16 protein-coding genes are annotated in these 17,030 nt (G+C 34.5%); all 16 read left to right on the top strand.

The annotated features are described in order from the left end of the window. Positions 1 to 6: 6 nt before the first annotated feature. The 16 genes from JK629_RS04910 to JK629_RS04835 all read left to right on the top strand — a co-directional run bounded on the left by JK629_RS04910 (position 7) and on the right by JK629_RS04835 (position 16,988). Positions 7 to 1,707 (top strand): DUF6909 family protein, encoded by a 1,701-nt coding sequence (locus JK629_RS04910; protein WP_202337501.1) that lies wholly within the window; start codon positions 7 to 9, stop codon positions 1,705 to 1,707. A 2-nt stretch (positions 1,708 to 1,709) separates the two neighbouring features. Further along, positions 1,710 to 2,720 carry a dTDP-glucose 4,6-dehydratase gene (rfbB, locus tag JK629_RS04905; RefSeq protein ID WP_202337500.1) on the top strand — a complete coding sequence of 337 codons (1,011 nt, stop codon included), beginning with the start codon at positions 1,710 to 1,712 and terminating at the stop codon, positions 2,718 to 2,720. Continuing rightward, the gene (gene rfbA / locus JK629_RS04900; protein WP_202337499.1) at positions 2,717 to 3,574 is read left to right on the top strand and encodes a glucose-1-phosphate thymidylyltransferase RfbA; all 858 of its coding nucleotides are present in this window, start codon (positions 2,717 to 2,719) and stop codon (positions 3,572 to 3,574) included. Before rfbB ends, rfbA begins: the two co-directional genes overlap by 4 nt. A 2-nt stretch (positions 3,575 to 3,576) precedes the next feature. Then, complete coding sequence (gene rfbC, locus JK629_RS04895) at positions 3,577 to 4,122, top strand: dTDP-4-dehydrorhamnose 3,5-epimerase (protein WP_202337498.1); 546 nt, start codon at positions 3,577 to 3,579, stop codon at positions 4,120 to 4,122. Beyond that, the gene (gene rfbD / locus JK629_RS04890; protein ID WP_202337497.1) at positions 4,119 to 4,982 is read left to right on the top strand and encodes a dTDP-4-dehydrorhamnose reductase; all 864 of its coding nucleotides are present in this window, start codon (positions 4,119 to 4,121) and stop codon (positions 4,980 to 4,982) included. Before rfbC ends, rfbD begins: the two co-directional genes overlap by 4 nt. Before the next feature lie 10 nt (positions 4,983 to 4,992). After that, on the top strand, positions 4,993 to 5,958 hold the full coding sequence (locus tag JK629_RS04885) for a hypothetical protein (RefSeq protein WP_202337496.1): 966 nt from the start codon (positions 4,993 to 4,995) through the stop codon (positions 5,956 to 5,958). Between the two features lie 10 nt (positions 5,959 to 5,968). Beyond that, on the top strand, positions 5,969 to 6,724 hold the full coding sequence (locus tag JK629_RS04880) for a glycosyltransferase family protein (RefSeq protein ID WP_202337495.1): 756 nt from the start codon (positions 5,969 to 5,971) through the stop codon (positions 6,722 to 6,724). Continuing rightward, positions 6,721 to 7,770: an N-acetylneuraminate synthase family protein gene (locus JK629_RS04875; RefSeq protein WP_202337494.1), complete on the top strand. Its 1,050-nt coding sequence runs from the start codon at positions 6,721 to 6,723 to the stop codon at positions 7,768 to 7,770. Before JK629_RS04880 ends, JK629_RS04875 begins: the two co-directional genes overlap by 4 nt. After that, positions 7,754 to 8,290 carry a KdsC family phosphatase gene (locus JK629_RS04870; RefSeq protein ID WP_225626139.1) on the top strand — a complete coding sequence of 179 codons (537 nt, stop codon included), beginning with the start codon at positions 7,754 to 7,756 and terminating at the stop codon, positions 8,288 to 8,290. The genes JK629_RS04875 and JK629_RS04870 overlap by 17 nt, the downstream gene beginning before the upstream one ends. Positions 8,291 to 8,358: 68 nt before the next feature. Then, entirely contained in the window at positions 8,359 to 9,591 is a 1,233-nt protein-coding gene (locus tag JK629_RS04865; protein WP_202337493.1) for an MATE family efflux transporter, read from the top strand. 3 nt (positions 9,592 to 9,594) lie between these two features. After that, positions 9,595 to 10,620: a hypothetical protein gene (locus JK629_RS04860; protein ID WP_202337492.1), complete on the top strand. Its 1,026-nt coding sequence runs from the start codon at positions 9,595 to 9,597 to the stop codon at positions 10,618 to 10,620. Between the two features lie 539 nt (positions 10,621 to 11,159). Further along, complete coding sequence (locus JK629_RS04855) at positions 11,160 to 11,894, top strand: DUF6418 domain-containing protein (protein ID WP_225626137.1); 735 nt, start codon at positions 11,160 to 11,162, stop codon at positions 11,892 to 11,894. After that, positions 11,887 to 13,104, top strand: coding sequence for an O-antigen ligase family protein (locus tag JK629_RS04850; protein WP_202337490.1), 1,218 nt, complete (start codon positions 11,887 to 11,889; stop codon positions 13,102 to 13,104). The genes JK629_RS04855 and JK629_RS04850 overlap by 8 nt, the downstream gene beginning before the upstream one ends. A 9-nt stretch (positions 13,105 to 13,113) precedes the next feature. Next, on the top strand, positions 13,114 to 14,274 hold the full coding sequence (locus JK629_RS04845; protein WP_225626135.1) for a glycosyltransferase: 1,161 nt from the start codon (positions 13,114 to 13,116) through the stop codon (positions 14,272 to 14,274). 97 nt (positions 14,275 to 14,371) lie between these two features. Beyond that, positions 14,372 to 15,595 carry an O-antigen ligase family protein gene (locus tag JK629_RS04840; protein WP_202337489.1) on the top strand — a complete coding sequence of 408 codons (1,224 nt, stop codon included), beginning with the start codon at positions 14,372 to 14,374 and terminating at the stop codon, positions 15,593 to 15,595. A gap of 79 nt (positions 15,596 to 15,674) precedes the next feature. Beyond that, a complete protein-coding gene (locus tag JK629_RS04835; RefSeq protein ID WP_202337488.1) occupies positions 15,675 to 16,988 on the top strand; it encodes a UDP-glucose dehydrogenase family protein in 1,314 nt (437 codons plus the stop codon). Positions 16,989 to 17,030: the final 42 nt, after the last annotated feature.

Raw genomic sequence — 17,030 nt, 5'->3', positions numbered from 1 at the left:
CGCCCAATGACTAAACAAAGATCACATACACGCACCCGTGCACAGGAAAGCACGCAGGCAATAGAGCGGTTGTATATCACAATGCGCCACCTTTTTAACCGAGGGTTCTATAAGCCTATGGGGGTTTCTGGTGAAACCCTTCGAGAATCATTATTAACGCTTCGTCCAGAAATCTATGGCTCTATAAAAGAAGACAAAATTGAGCTGCAGGGCTTATTGTATGTTATGGACCGTTTGCCTTACGGAATTGAGGAATGCAGTTTCATCAATTTAACGAGTGATGAAGGCTACAAAAACTCTCATTTTGAACCCATAATTCCATTAAAACGCCGAAGAAATTGTTACCGAATCGATTCGGAACAAATGAATATCGAAATAACCCGTGGCCGTTCGGAAATCTATGATATTCTCACACACTTAACCTTTCTTTTTATTGAATCGCACAAAATTATGAAGCAAGTGCTCATAAACGAAAACGGCGAAGTGATCCGCGATTGGAAAAAGCTAGAACAAGCTGTGCTCAAAAAAGGAAAACTTTCACAAGAAGAAAAAGAAGTGGCGCTTACGCACACCGCAAATTTTCTGGGAAGAACTTTTGAGGAAGTAAAGAGCGTATATCCTTTTTTCGCAAGTGAAAAGAACGAGAACCGCTTTTTCAATATTATATACTTTTTGGGAAAACTTGCCATCGATGAGGTTATTGCAGACAATAAACGTATAATCACTTTCAGTCCCGTATTACGCGAGCGTTTAGGGCACCACATTCACGGTGAACTGTGGGCTTATGCTATAAAGCAAACGCTTCAAGATAATGGTTTGTTGGAACGTCCATTGCATATTATAAGCGCCAATATGCACAGTGTAATGAACAGTCTATATGGCCCGAAGGCACTTTCAGCAGAATTTTCAAAGAAAAAACCCATGGAGGTTTTTGAGGCGCTCAGCATTGCTTCTAATGTGAAACTTCGTGAAAAAGTGACCAAAACCGCTTTGTCGGAAGGCATGATATTTATTGAAGACCAGAGCGGGACCAATATTGACGTACAGATAATCGATACCGCTAAAATAAAACAAAGCCCCTATATTGAAAGATTAAAGGAGCTTGAAGTCTCAAAAAAGCCCGTTATTGTTGTGATGGATTATGCTTTTGGTGAGCAGGCCTATGAAACTATGGACGAGCTTTTAAAACCCTTTGTGGATGCCAATAAAGTACGACATTTCTTAAATGTAGTTTCTGTTTCAATTATGGGAAAAGCAGGTATTTTGGAAGGTGGAAAGGGCGATATTATGATACCGTCTGCCCACGTTTTTGAAGGTACTGCAGACAACTATCCCTTCAAAAATAAACTTGACAAATCACTTTTTAAGGATGATGACGTTAAAGTTTGTACCGGTACAATGATTTCGGTGTTGGGCACTTCACTTCAAAATAGGGATGTGCTGAAATTCTTTCACAATTCCACGTGGAATGTGATTGGGCTGGAAATGGAAGGCGCGCATTATCAAAAAGCGATTCAGGCGGCTTCCAAAATTAGGCGCAGCATTAGCCCAAAAGTAAAAGTAAGGTATGCGTATTACGCCTCAGATAATCCTTTGGAAACAGGCAGCACTTTGGCTTCGGGCGGCTTGGGAACTACAGGTGTAAAACCCACCTATTTGATTACCGAAAAGATGTTAAAACAGATTTTAGACACTTCTAAAAATTAATTTTGAAAAACGATAAAGTACTGATTACCGGAGGTGCAGGATTTATAGGTTCCAATTATGTGGAATATGCGCTTAAAAATTCAGAAGATGAAATATTCATACTGGACAAACTTACTTATGCCGGAAATTTGCAGAATCTGGAAGCAGTTTCAGATAAAATAAACTTCATAAAAGGTGATATTTGTGATTTGGAATTTATTCAAAAACTATTCACAGACCACCAATTTAAAAAAGTGGTTCATTTTGCTGCGGAAAGCCATGTGGACAATTCCATTTCGGGACCTTCGGAATTTATTCAAACTAACATTGTCGGAACATTCAACTTGCTCCAATGCGCCTATAAAACTTGGATGAGCGGTCCGAATGATTTGAAAGATGAATTCAAAAATGCACGTTTTCTGCATATTTCCACAGATGAAGTTTACGGCACTTTGGGCGAAACGGGTCTTTTTACGGAAGAAACCCCTTATGCGCCGAACAGTCCGTACAGTGCTTCAAAAGCGTCATCAGATTTTATTGTGCGCAGTTATTTTCATACCTATGGTTTGCCAGTTGTAACTACAAATTGTTCAAATAACTATGGCCCAAATCAGCATAAGGAAAAGTTAATTCCTACTATAATCCGTAAAGCAATTTCAGGCGAACCTATTCCAATTTATGGCGATGGAAAAAACGTGCGCGATTGGCTTTACGTGATGGACCATTGCAGCGGAATTTATCTAGCTTTAGAAAAAGGAAAGCTTGGCGAAACCTATAACATCGGCGGACGCAATGAACGCGAAAATCTCTATATTGCAAATGTTATCTGTGAATTGCTGGATGAAATGCTTCCGAAGAAAACTTCCTATAAAGAACAGATATCTTTTGTAAAAGACCGTCCCGGCCACGATTTTAGATACGCAATTGACGCTTCAAAAATAGAAAACGAATTAGGCTGGAAGGCCAAAGAGAATTTTGAAACAGGTATCAAAAAAACCATTTTGTGGTACTTGGAAAACAGAGATAGATTATGAAGGGAATAATTTTAGCAGGAGGTTCGGGCACCCGTTTGCATCCCATCACACTGGCGGTGAGCAAGCAATTGATGCCTGTATATGACAAACCGATGATTTACTATCCGCTGTCAACACTTATGTACGCAGGGATTAAGGATATATTGATTATTTCTACACCGCAGGATCTCCCGCTTTTCAAACAACTTTTGGGTGATGGTAAAAAGTTAGGATGCAATTTTCAATATGCCGAACAAGCAAACCCCAATGGTCTTGCGGAAGCATTTATTATTGGTAAGGATTTCATCGGAAATGATAAGGTAGCATTGATACTTGGCGATAATATTTTTTACGGCTCGGGCTTGAAAGAATTGCTGCAATCAAACAACAATCCAGATGGCGGTGTAATTTACGCATACCACGTTTTAGACCCCGAAAGATATGGCGTTGTGGAATTTGATAAAAGTGGAAAAGCTCTTTCTATTGAAGAAAAGCCTAAATCTCCAAAGTCAAATTATGCAGTTCCGGGAATTTATTTTTACGACAACAGCGTTGTGGGAATTGCAGCAAATATAAAACCCAGTGCCCGCGGTGAACTGGAAATAACCGACATAAACAATGAATATTTAAAACAGGGCAAACTGAGCGTCAGCATTCTCGATAAAGGTACCGCTTGGTTGGATACCGGAACATTTGCATCACTTATGCAGGCCGCCCAGTTTGTTGAAGTTATTGAGGAAAGACAAGGCTTAAAAATTGGCGCCATTGAAGAAGCAGCTTATGAAATGGGCTATATTTCAAAAGAACAATTAGTGGCTTTAGCAGAACCGCTCTTGAAAAGCGGCTACGGTAAACACTTACTTCAACTAGACTAGATTTGGAATTACAACACACATCACTAAAAGATTGCTTTGTTCTGAAGCCGAAAGTGTTTCAGGACGAACGCGGACTTTTTTATGAAACTTACAACCAAAAAATGTTTGAGAAGGTAGCAGGATTTTCGATAGATTTTGTTCAGGATAACCAATCCATTTCTTCCAAAGGCGTGTTGCGCGGGCTTCATTTTCAAAATGGTAAAATGTCACAAGCCAAATTAGTCCGAGTAGTAAAAGGCAAGGTTTTGGACATTGTAGTTGATATACGGAAAGACTCGGAAACATTCGGAAAATCATTTTCCATTATGCTGGACGATGTTGAAAATTTACAATTATTTGTGCCGCGGGGTTTTGCTCATGGCTTTATCACACTTTCGGAACAATCCATTTTTTCCTATAAATGTGATAATTATTACGATAAAGCTTCCGAAAGCGGAATCATCTACAATGACGCAACCTTAGCGTTGGATTGGTATCTTCCGAAGGAAGAATTTATTATTTCAGCAAAAGATTTGGAACTTCCCACTTTTGAGGAAGCGGTTTCATGAAAAAAATACTGGTTACAGGTGCGAACGGACAATTGGGAAGATGCATAAAAGATGCGGCCGCCGGTTATCCCGATGTTGAATTTGTCTTTGTTTCAAAGGAAGATATTGATATTGAAAAGGCTGATTTAGTAACGGATTATTTCAGAAGAAATAATTTTACACATTGTATAAATACTGCTGCCTACACAAATGTTGAGCAAGCAGAAAGTGAAGAAGAAAAAGCATTTGCAATAAATGCGCAAGCCGTGAAAAACTTGGCTTCAACTTGTAATAAGAATGATGTTGTTTTGTTACACGTTTCCACAGATTACGTTTTTGATGGAAAAAAGAAATCACCTTATTTGGAAACTGACGCTACAAACCCCATCAATGTTTACGGGGCGTCAAAGCTAGAGGGAGAGCAATACATACAGAAAATCACTGAAAAACACTTTATTTTAAGGACTTCGTGGTTGTATTCGCAATACGGGCATAATTTTTTGAAGACCATTTTGAAATACGCTGAAGCGGGAAAAACCCTTACCATTACAACCGAACAAACGGGAACTCCTACAAATGCAAATGATTTGGCGAAAGCCCTGTTGCAGATAATTGCACAAGATTCAACAGGTTATGGCGTTTACCACTATAGCAACAGCGGCGAAACCACTTGGTTTGGCTTTGCCGAGGAGATACTTAAGCAAAGCGAAAAATTAAAAGAAGCAGACCTTGCAAAAACAAACCATTACCGTACTTTTGCCGCACGCCCGGAGTATAGTGTTTTGGATAATACAAAGGCGCAGAATACATTGAAATTAAAATATATAGATTGGCAGGAAAGCTTACAATCTGTAATAAAAAAGACAGTCATTAATTTATAATATTAGTTTTATGGCACAGCAAAATTCATCTGAGGAGGTTGATTTGGGGTATTTGTTTAAATCTATTGGAAGTGTTTTCATAAGTTTAGTAAAATTGCTTTTTCTAGTTTTAGGTTTTTTTAGAAAATATTTCTTATTGATTATTGGAGTAATTATCGTTGGAATTATTTTGGGATATTTTCTTGATAGAAATTCTGTAAAAGTTTATGAAAATAGATTGATTGTAATTCCAAATTTTGAAAGTGTAGAATATCTGTATGACAAGACTGACGAACTCAATTTTAAAATACAATCTGGTGACTCACTCTATTTGAAGACGATATTTGGAGAAAATTATAAAGTGGTTAGAAAAATAGAAATTGAGCCTATTGTTGATATTTATAATTTTACTACAAAGTCTAGAGAAAATATTGATGTATTCAGAATACTTTTTGAAAATCAAGATATGAAAGAATTTGTTGACGATATGACAACAAGTAAGCAATACAAATATCAAAAGCTCAAGGTCTTTATTCTTGGAAAAGAATCAGAAAAACCATTGGCTGATTTAATAAAATTTTACAATGAAAATATGCACTTTACTCAATATAAAGAAGCATATGTTGAAAACACAACAGAGAGATTGTTAGAAACAGAAAAGATGATAAAGCAATCAGATTCTGTTATTAATTCAATAGTTAACGCAACGGGAGGATCAATTACAAACCCTCCAGTTTATGCAAGTTTTAACAATGACTTTTATAGTATTTATAGGTATAAGGATGTTTTGCTAAAGGATAAATTGGAATTGCTTAAAAAAAGCAAAGATGAGGTGGCTATTATTAAACCAGTAAGTATAAACTATAATATTTTAGAAGGGGGATTTGCGACATTAAAAAACACTATTAAGATACCGATGCTTCTATTCCTTTTATTTTCATTTATCTTTTTTTTAAGATTTGTTTATTTGGGATTAAAGCGTATCGCTCAAGAATAGTACACGGCTAATGACAAAATCGGGGATAGTAATTCAAGCAAGAACAGGGTCTACCAGATTACCCAACAAGATGCTTTTGCCTTTTTATGAGAATAAAGGAATATTTGAAATTATTTTGCATCGGCTAAAAGAAAGTAATATTTCGATTCCTATAATTCTTGCCACGACTCAAAATAAGTCAGACAACCAATTGATTGAAATTGCTAAGAAATATGGTTTTAGCTATTATACTGGAAGTGAAGAAAATGTTTTAAATCGGTTTATTGAAACTGCGGAACACTTCAAAATTGATAATATTATTAGACTTTGTGCTGATAATCCATTTGTTGATCTAAACGCAGTGGAGGATCAAATAAATAATTTTAAAAACAAATATGATTATTGGTGCTATTCTACCAATAATTATACACCTACAATAAAAACCGGCTTTGGCTTTTGGACAGAGATGGTAACACTGGGTACACTTAAAAAAATAGCTTCTTTAACTGATGATTCTATTTATCAAGAACACGTAACAAATTATATTTATACCCATCCAAATATATTTAATATCCATTTTGAAAAAATAAATCAAAGCATTGAAGATGTTTCAGAGTTAAGGCTAACGGTAGATACAAAATCCGATTTTGAGCTGTTAAAAGAAATTTATGATGTGCTAAAATCAAAAAACATAGAATTTTCTGCTATTGAGATTTCAAAAACAGTAAAAGAAAATCCGCAATGGCTAACAATCATGAAAGCGGAAACATTAAAAAATATTAAATGAAAAAAGAAACCTATATAATTGGCGAAATAGGCCAAAACCATAATGGCTCTGTGGATATTGCTAAGCTTATTACAGAATTAGTTACAAAACCTGTAAAAGAAAATCTCTTCGGCCTAGACTTAAAGCCAATGAATGCTGTAAAGTTGACAAAGCGTGATTTAAACGAAGAGCTCTCTGCAAGTCAAATGTCAGGTTTATATAACTCTCCTAATTCATTTGGAAAAACTTATGGAGAGCACAGAGCAGTCTTGGAACTTTCAGATGAAGAGCACTTTGAGGTTTATAAACATGCGAAATCTCTAGGCTTGGATTTTGTGGAAACCTTATGTTCGCCGGGCTGCACCTCTTTACTTCGATATTTTGAACCCGATTTTTTAAAAGTCGCAAGTAGAGACCTTACCAATATTCCATTGCTTGAAACAATTTCTGAAACAAAAATTCCTATCATACTTTCTACTGGAATGGCCAGTAAAAAAGAGCTAGATGAAGCTTTAAATATTATAACGAAAAAGCACACTGACATTTCTATACTCCATTGTGTTTCCGAATATCCAACCCATCCAGACCATTTAAATCTAAACACTATTAAATATTTAAAAAAGCATTATCCAAATTATAGAATAGGTTTCTCTGACCATACGATAGGAATATCCGCACCAGTGGTTGCCGTAGGGATGGGAGCAGAGATAATCGAGAAGCATGTTACCATAGACCGTAGTATGAAAGGAACCGATCAAGCAGGCTCCTTGGGCCCTGAAGGTGTTATGAGAATGGTTAGGGATATACGCATTGCAGAACGCTGGATGGGTGAAGAAGATTTTTTCATAGAACCGAGCGTTCAAGCTGCACGTGTAAAACTTGAAAGATCCATAGCTTCAAAGAGAGATTTAAATGTAGGGGAAATAATAAAGCCAGAAGACATTCATCTGCTTAGCCCTGGAGATGGAATAAAATGGATTGATAAAGAAATTATTATAGGGGCTAGAGTAATAAACGCTATTCCAAAAAATGAAATAATATATCCCGAGAATGTTGAAAAAAATTGATAAACTTCCCAAACTTGTACTTACAGATATTGATGGTGTATGGACCGATGGCGGTATGTATTACGATCAAACTGGGAACGAATTAAAAAAGTTTCATACCTACGATAGTGCGGGAGTATTATTTTGTAAATTAAATAATATTCCAGTTGGTATTATTACCGGAGAGACTACTAAAATTGTTGAAAATAGAGCTAAAAAACTTAAAGTAGATTTTCTTTACCAAGGCGCTCAAAAAAAATTGGAAATTGTTTCATCGCTTTGTAAACAATTAAATATTTCAATGGGTGATGTTGCTTATTTAGGTGACGATCTTAACGATATTGAACTCTTAAAAAATGTTGGTTTTTCAGGGGCTCCAATATCTGCTCCCACATATATCAAAAAATTGGCTGATATCGTTATTCAGAAGAAAGGCGGAGAAGGGGTATTTAGAGAATTTGTTGAATTCATTTTGATAGAAAATAATAAAATGGAAGAAACAATTTTGCTTTACCAGAACTTAAAAAAAGTGCCACAATAATTTTTTTGAAATTACTCTTGCCAAAAAATTAAGGAAAGCGGACGTAAAACACTAAAAAGTAATATTTAATGCAAGCGACTTTTTCAAAATTGCCATTAAATAAAGCTGGTTCCCTTTTCCTTAGGATGTCCGCCATGGGCTCGAAGTTTTTGATATTTACATATTTATCAAAATACTTTACCGAATCGGTTTATGGTGTTTACTCACTATTATCAACTACAGTTACCATTGCCATATTTGTATTGGGCTTTGATTTTTACAATTATGCGATTCGTGATATATTGCTTAAACCAAATGATAGAGCATCAAAGGTTGCGACATCCTTTGTTTTTTATCTGTTTATCTATTTGTTTTTTATCCTTATAGGACATTTGATTTTTGATCAAGTAGATTATCTTTCCAAATACGCTACACTCATAATTTTTATTTCTATTTCAGAACATTTAAATCAAGAAATATATCGCTTGCTATTGGCTTTTAAAAAAGTTTTGGTCGCGAATTGGTTTTTATTCTTAAGGGTGGCTGGTTGGACAATTTGGGTGTTATTTCAAATAATTGTTTTAAAAAAAGCCATCTCATTAGAATATATACTTTATACTTGGCTTTTTTTCAATTTGGCCATACTATTTGTTACCGCACTTTGGTTCAGTCAATCAATACGAAGGCATATTTCAACAATTCAAATTAACAAAGACTGGCTAAGAAATGGATTACGGGTAAGTTTAATTTTTTATATGGCAACCCTCGCACTAAAAGTAATAGAGTATTCAAACCGATACATAGTGGAAGGAGTCTTGGACGAAGCTTCAGCCGGTATCTTTTCATTTTATTCAAATATTTCCATGGTGATAGGAATTTACATAAGCACCGTCGTAGTTTCATATGAGTTGCCAGATTTAATAGAGAGCTCTACCAATGATACGTTTGATGCAAAACTACTCCGGTTCAAAAACTTGCTAATACGTCATTCTGGATTTGCATTTTTAGCTGTGATCGTTTTAATATACCCAATTCTTTTGTGGCAAGGAAAAGCTTCCTTTGCACAATTTTGGCCGTTAATAATATTATTGAATGCAGCAACGTTTTTAATGAACGTGTCACTCATATACCATTCTTATTTATATATTAAGCACCAAGAAAAAAAATTATTGCAAATTGTATTAATTTCCAGTGTGATTAATGTGGTATCCACCTTTATGTTCAGTTATTTGTTTGGGATTATAGGTGCCGGAATAGCATTTTTAATCACAGGAATTATAATATTTGCATTAAGGAAACGCGCTGTAAAAAAGAAGATATAAAAAATGAAGAATTTATTTGTGGCCCTTGGGCAGCACCATGTTCAAAATTTTGAAAACCTTATTGAAAACAATTTGGTAGTGGAAGGTGAGCGAATTCTTATAGCGGGATCAGGTTTAATTTATAATTCCTTAAAATGGGATAGGGTTATAATGGCAGAGCAATCTTTTAATAACAATGCAGATTCCGCATTTAGCCAAGTAGCAGCCATAAATTCTAAAATACGTTCCTACAAAGAGATGTTGAGCCATATATCTTCTTTAAAAAATGGCCCCATTACTTTATACGTTTGTTATATAGAAGATGTTTTAACAAATTATCTTTTTTTGAGCTTTGGCAAAAACCTAAAGGCAGTTATTGTAGAGGATGGCACCTTGAATTATTATGACCATTCCCTAAAAAATATTTCAAGATTAAAATTTCTATTAAAACAAATAATTTCCCAAACTCACGGCATTCCATTTAAAAAATACCAAGGTCATTCCTCTGGAGCTGAATATGATCATGTAATTTCTCAGTTTTTAACGCTTCCAACACACGCTTATATAAAGAAAAACGCAAAACAACTCCCTTTAGAGAAAATATCTTTACCAAATTACACCAATTCACTTTATATAATTGGACAAGAATCTTACGGCACACTACTTGGCCAGAATTTTTTTGAAAATGCGCTAAAACAATTTTTGGAACAATTAAAAAAACAGTCTTTTTATAAAAAGATAAAAACCATTTACTATAAACCCCATCGTAACGGAAAACAATTGTCTGAAGCATTTTTTAAAGCTATTTTTTCAGATAAAGAAGTGGTTTTTTTACTTACGGAACAAACCTCAGAAAACTTATATTTTGAAAGATTACATTCTCAATATATTGCAGGGTTTGATTCTAGCACGCTTATTAATATATATTCTAAAATTGAAGATCAAGAAAAGAAAAACGTGTCTTTTTTTGTAAATCCTTTAAAAAATGATGAACTGGTCCCACTTTTTAAGAACTTAGAATTTCAATTTTTAAATAAAGACAAGTTATAACTATGGGCCTTTTTATCAACTTGTTGTTTGCGTTCCTGTTTGTGTTCTTTACGTATTATTATGTAAAAAAAAGTTTCTTATTGTCCTTTTTATATGGGCTTGTATTTTTTCAGGCGTTTAGTGTAATTCCATCACTTATCTATATTGAGCAGGGAATATTCATTAACGAGCAGGGAAGGTTTAGTTTTTTCACAGGCGCAACGATAGTTTGCGTGCTCTACTTTATTTTCACATTCTCAATCATTGCCATGGCTTTTAAAACATTCAATAAAACAAGGTTGCCGGTGTTCCAATTTAATTATAAGGGGAAAAATGTGGAGCTACTTATAGTAATGGCAATGATAATTGTACCGCTTATTCTACTTCTAATTAATGCGGTATTGTCGCCATTACCTATTTTGGACTCTTCCGTAACACGCTTTACCTATTGGTCCACTTCTCGTTTTCCATTTTTGAATAGTCTTTTTGGAAACACAGCTATGTTTGTTCCCTTTGCCATCGGCTTGATGTTCCCAAAATTCAAGAAATTTTCTGTATTTATGCTGTTTGTTTTTTTTGGTTATAATTTTATGATTGGCCAAAAATTTTCACCAATTCTACAGGGCTCCTATTCTTTTTTATTGCCTTTGGTTTTTTATTATAGAAACAATCTAAAAGTTTATATAAAACGGGCCTTATTACCATTGTTCATTGTCGTAGGTGTTCTTACCGCAATTATGTACACGATTACTTATAATAAATATGAAGAGACTAATCCATTTGCAGACATTAAGATTTATAATCCTAATGAAGCGATAGTTTATAGAATATTTGGCTTGCAAGGGCATTTGTTTTGGGGAGCTACTGAACGGTATTTGATAGGTAATGAAGCTCCTAAATCTTTCAACCCGGCAGACCTGCTTTATGGAATGCCAATTATGATGGAAGAATTTGCAAAAAACAAAAAAGATGTTCTAGCTGCCAATGCTGAAGGAGGATATAATTTTACCAATGCTTATCCGGGTATTTTATTCGAAATCTTTCCTCTTTCTCTTTCTTTGGTCTTACATACTTTTTTGGTTATTATTTTTCTTGCGCTCATGGGATGGGTTTTAAAAGAGTTAATGGTAGGGCATGCCTATGTACTTTCAATAATTGCCTACCAGTTATTTAATTGGATTATATATGCATTTGTAATGGGGTATTTTTATAAAATGTACTTCGCGATTTTCTTTATGCTTTTATATGGTATATATATTTATTTCAGAAAAAAAAGAAATTTAATATATGAATAAGAAAGAACTGATTGCCGACTACAGCTTTTTAAGCATGTTTGCTGTTTTGCCATTTTTAGATTTTCTTTCCCCTGTAGTACTTGTAATTACAATTTTAACAGGATTATTTTTCAAAAACCAAAAAGGTTTTTTTTCACGATTGAAAACTCAAAAGGCCATACTTATATTGTTTTTGTATTTCCTTATGGCGATTCTAAGTTTAACATACAGCACACAATTTGATGAGACAGTTACAAAACTTGGAAGAATCATTGTTTTTGTTCTTATGCCAATTGCATTTTTTATTGTAAATCCTTCTCTAGGTTTAATAAAACTAGCTAAAAAAACATTCATTATTTCACTTATGTTTTTCTGTTTGTTTTCTTTGGGAAAATTAATTTACCATTATATCGTTGATTATGAAATAAGCCATTGGTACAACTTCGTACAGGCATCGATGTATCATAAATATATTCCTGAAGATGCCATGTTCTTAAATACTGGTTTGGTACTAGTATTATTTGGATCATTTAAAAAATATTTTAAACTTTTTTGCGCATTCCTTTTTCTTATAGTTATTGTTTTATTTGGCGTAAGGCTTGGATTATTTATTTACTTATTGATTTTCGCATATTATTTCATACTTAACTGGAAAGTTTTGTTTTCCATAAAGTCTGCTATGGTGGGGATATTTACAGTTTTATTATGTTTTTTCTTAATAGAAAACAGCCGTTATGTAAATGATAAGTTTTACGATACTCTTGATAAAATTGGCTTAGGGACAAAAGATAGAGTTTCAGAAACAGGTGAGAAATATCACAATATATTCTTACGAGAGAAAATGTGGAGTGCTTCAATTGAATTAATTCAAAACCGACCAATCTTGGGATACGGAGCAGGTGCTGAAAGAGAGGAACTTGCCAATATTTATAAAACAAGAGGCTATTCCATTCCCAGGTATAATGCCCATAATCAATTTTTGTCTTCAACTGTACAGTTGGGTTTTTTAGGTTTTTTCGCAATTCTTGGTGTTTTCGGGATACTCTTATATAATGGTGTTAAACAAAGCAACAGAGTAATGAATTTAATTATTTTGGTAATGGCAGGATCTATGATAACGGAAAGCTATCTGGAAATCCAACAAGGGTTATTTTACTATTGTATTTTTGTTTGTTTGCTCAGTTACTGGCAATACCAAAAAGGCGTATTAATCAAAGAGGATAATCTCTAATGAAAAAAAATGCAAACTCAAAATACAAACATGGGTAAAAAACCTAAAATATTATTTATTAGCCATTCTGTGGGCGGCGTTGATGTGTGGCTACGATTAGTTTTAGCAAATTTAAACCCTAATTTGTTTGATATTGTAATTATACATGGCTTTACTGACACAAATAAAGTTTTTTTAAATAAAGAGAACAAACCATTAAAAGAATATAAAATAGCTATTGATCGGAATCTTCATCCTTGGAAAGATACTAAAGCAATATTTCAGACAATTTCCATTGTAAAAAATGAAAAGCCCGATTTAATACATGCACACAGTGCCAAAGCTGGCATCATTGGAAGGCTGGTTGGTGTAGCCACAAACACTTCTGTGTTTTACACGCCCCATGCCTTCTCTTACCTAAGTACTTCTAATAAAATAAAAAGAAGTTTTTTTTTAAGCATTGAAAGACTTTTTTCAAAGTTTAACAATAAAATCCTAGCCACTTCCGAATCAGAAAAAAATCGAGCTATAGTAGATGTTCACTATTCTCCTAAAAAAGTGATAGTGTTTAATAATTGCATCAACGAAATATCTGATATTAAAGAGCTGTCGATTCCACAAACATGGCCCGATGAATACATTTGTTCAGTCGGCAGGCCCTCTTATCAAAAAAATATAGAATTTATGGTGGAGGTAATAAAACGGGTTACTTTAGAAAAGCCAAATGTGCATCTTGTACTAATGGGAGTAGGATTTCATTCTCCCAATTTAGAAAGTGTTAAGGCGAAGATATCTGCTTATAATTTAGAAAAAAACATAACTCTATTGGAATGGACCGAGAGAAAAGATGTTTTTCATATTATACTGAAATCAAGATTGTATATTTCCTCAGCACGTTACGAAGGGTTGCCTTACTCAGTAATAGAAGCAATGGCTTTAAGAAAGGCATGTATAGTAACCGACGTTGATGGTAACCGAGATTTGATTGTCAATAATCAAAATGGATTAATTATTAAAGAAGATAACACTAATGAGTTTTCAAATGCAATTTTAGAATTGTTGGAGGATGAAAATAGGCGTCAACAATTTGAAGCAAACTCACTAAAACTTTTCAATGAGCACTTCAACATTGAAAATACAATTCACAACCTGGAAAGCATATATAAAACTGAAGCGGAGAAAAAATCTTAACTTATCGATTTTTTAAAAACTAAATAGCGAAGGGATAAGTTTATTAATGGATAGTTTTTTATCTTCCCCTAATATTTAGAAATCAGAACTTATAATAATGAGGATACTGCTGTCAGCCATATACCCCTATGCATTTTTGCTGCTTTATCTCATCATTCCTTTTGATAATTATATTAGGGCGCTCCCTAATATTCTTTTGGCGATTTTGATGGTTGCTTTTCCGTTTATTGTAAAAAAGGAAGATTTTAAAAAATTAAAATCACTTCCAGTTATACTATTTGTAGGTCTTCTCGCCTATCTCTTTATAGACTCGTTTTTTAGCGGAAGATTCCCAGAGGATTTTAATATCATAAAAAAAGTGATGATTGCCGTAGGCCTTGTCATTCTTTACATTCCAGTAGCCGATGTAAAAAAGATCAATAGCGCAATAATATTTTCCTCGCTGGCAGCAATTATTTTTTCAATATATAATTTTGTTTTAATCACTGATGCTACCGGAAGTTTTTCTTTGGGCGATTCTCCTCAAGTAGTGGAATCGCTATTGATAGATAGGTTGTACTTGGGCCTTCTGAGCACTTTCAGTATTTTAATTTCCTTTCAGGAAATTAAAAAGAAATACCACCCCAACAATAATTATTATTTGGTCAATATTTTTGTGAACTTGCTCTTCATCGTCCTTATAAACTCAAAGATAGCGCTCATATGTCTTTTGGTCTTGGTGTCAATAAAACAATTTTACGGCCACCGCAGAATATGGAAGGTTGCTATTGCAGCATTTACTATTACAGCGGTTTTAGGATTATTTTTTCTTCTTAAATCTGAAAAAGGCTTTCAGCACAACCAGACAGAAACACATAAAAGTCCACCGGCATTTATTGAAAATTCATTGACGTATGAATTACGCTCGATAGTCTGGCAATGTGCCCAAAACATTATTCACGAAGAAAGTTTTATGCTGACGGGTTTAGGCTTTGATAAAACAAAAGACGAACTTGTTTCCTGTTACGCCTCGCAACTGACCAACGAAGCCAAAAGAGATAAATTTGTTTCGGAAAGATACAATACCCATAATCAATTTTTTGACTTTTATTTAAGCGCGGGCTTTATAGCGCTATTAATTTTCCTAACCTTTATAATCACAAGTTTTATCGCAAACAGGAAACAGTTTTTGCCAACGGCAATGCTGGCAATTCTTATAATGTATTGTTTTGTTGAAAATGTATTTCATCGGCAGATGGGAGCCTATTATGTAGGTTTTATATTAATTGTGCTAATTACAAGTGGCAAAACATCAGAAAACAACAGCATAAAAAACTTATAAAAAGAATTGCAAATTGTACTTTTGCGCTTTAAAAATATTTAGGAACCTTTTCAGTTTTTAAAAGATAGAATAAAGATAAATGAAAATTTCAGTAATAGGAACTGGTTATGTAGGCCTTGTAACGGGAACCTGTTTGGCAGAAACAGGGAATGAAGTAATTTGTGTAGACATAGACGAAAGCAAAGTAGAAAAAATGCGCAATGGCATTGTACCTATTTATGAGCCACACCTTGACGTACTGTTTGAAAGAAACATCAAGGCAAACCGTTTAAAGTTTACTACTTCACTAGATGAAGGTTTAGCGCATGGCGATATTATTTTTTTAGCGCTCCCAACTCCGGAAGATGAAGACGGTTCTGCAGATCTTTCGTATGTTTTGAACGTTTCTGAAGAGATAGGTAAGAAAATAAAGGAATATAAAGTCATCGTTGATAAAAGTACCGTACCGGTCGGCACCGCAGAAAAAGTTCACAAAGTAATCGCTAAAAATGCCTCTTGTGAATTTGATGTGGTTTCAAACCCAGAGTTCCTGCGCGAAGGCTTCGCAGTAGATGATTTTCTTAAACCTGAACGCATTGTCGTAGGCTCGAGTAGTGAAAGAGCTACGGCATTAATGAAAAAGCTCTACAATCCCTTTGTACGCTCTGGAAACCCAATAATCGTCATGGACGAAAAATCTGCAGAGCTTACAAAGTATGCAGCAAATTCATTTTTGGCAACCAAGATTACCTTTATGAACGAAATAGCCAACTATTGCGAAAAAGTTGGTGCCGATGTAGATATGGTACGTGCCGGAATGGGTACCGATAGCCGTATTGGCAAGCGTTTCCTTTTCCCAGGAATTGGCTATGGGGGTTCTTGCTTCCCAAAAGATGTAAAAGCGCTTCAAAAGGCAGGAAAAGACGAAAATTATGATTTCAAAATTTTAAGTTCTGTAATTGAAATCAATTCATCCCAAAAAACGATTTTGCTTCCTAAAATCGAGAACTATTTCAAAAATGATTTAAAAGGGAAAACGATTGCCATTTGGGGGCTGGCCTTCAAACCAGAGACAGATGACATTCGTGAAGCCCCATCTATTGATATGATGGATGCTTTACTGGATAAAGGAGCAAAGCTTAAAGTTTTTGACCCCGAGGCGATACCAAATATTGAAAAACGCTTTGGAGATAAATTAAATTATTGCGAATCTATGTATGCAGCGTTGGACAATGCCGATGCACTTTTAATTTGCACCGAATGGAGCATATTCAGAACTCCTGATTATGGTAGATTAAAACAATTGTTGAAAAATCCGGTTGTTTTTGATGGTAGAAATTTATATAACGTAAATGATATGGAAACAGAAGGGTTTACCTATGTTTCTGTAGGTAGAAAGACCGTAAATTTATGAAATGCCCAATAGCAAATTATAAATTGAAAGAAGGTGCAGCCT

Source organism: Aequorivita iocasae, assembly GCF_016757735.1.
GTDB lineage: Bacteria > Bacteroidota > Bacteroidia > Flavobacteriales > Flavobacteriaceae > Aequorivita > Aequorivita iocasae.
This window is presented reverse-complemented; position numbering and strand designations above follow the sequence as displayed.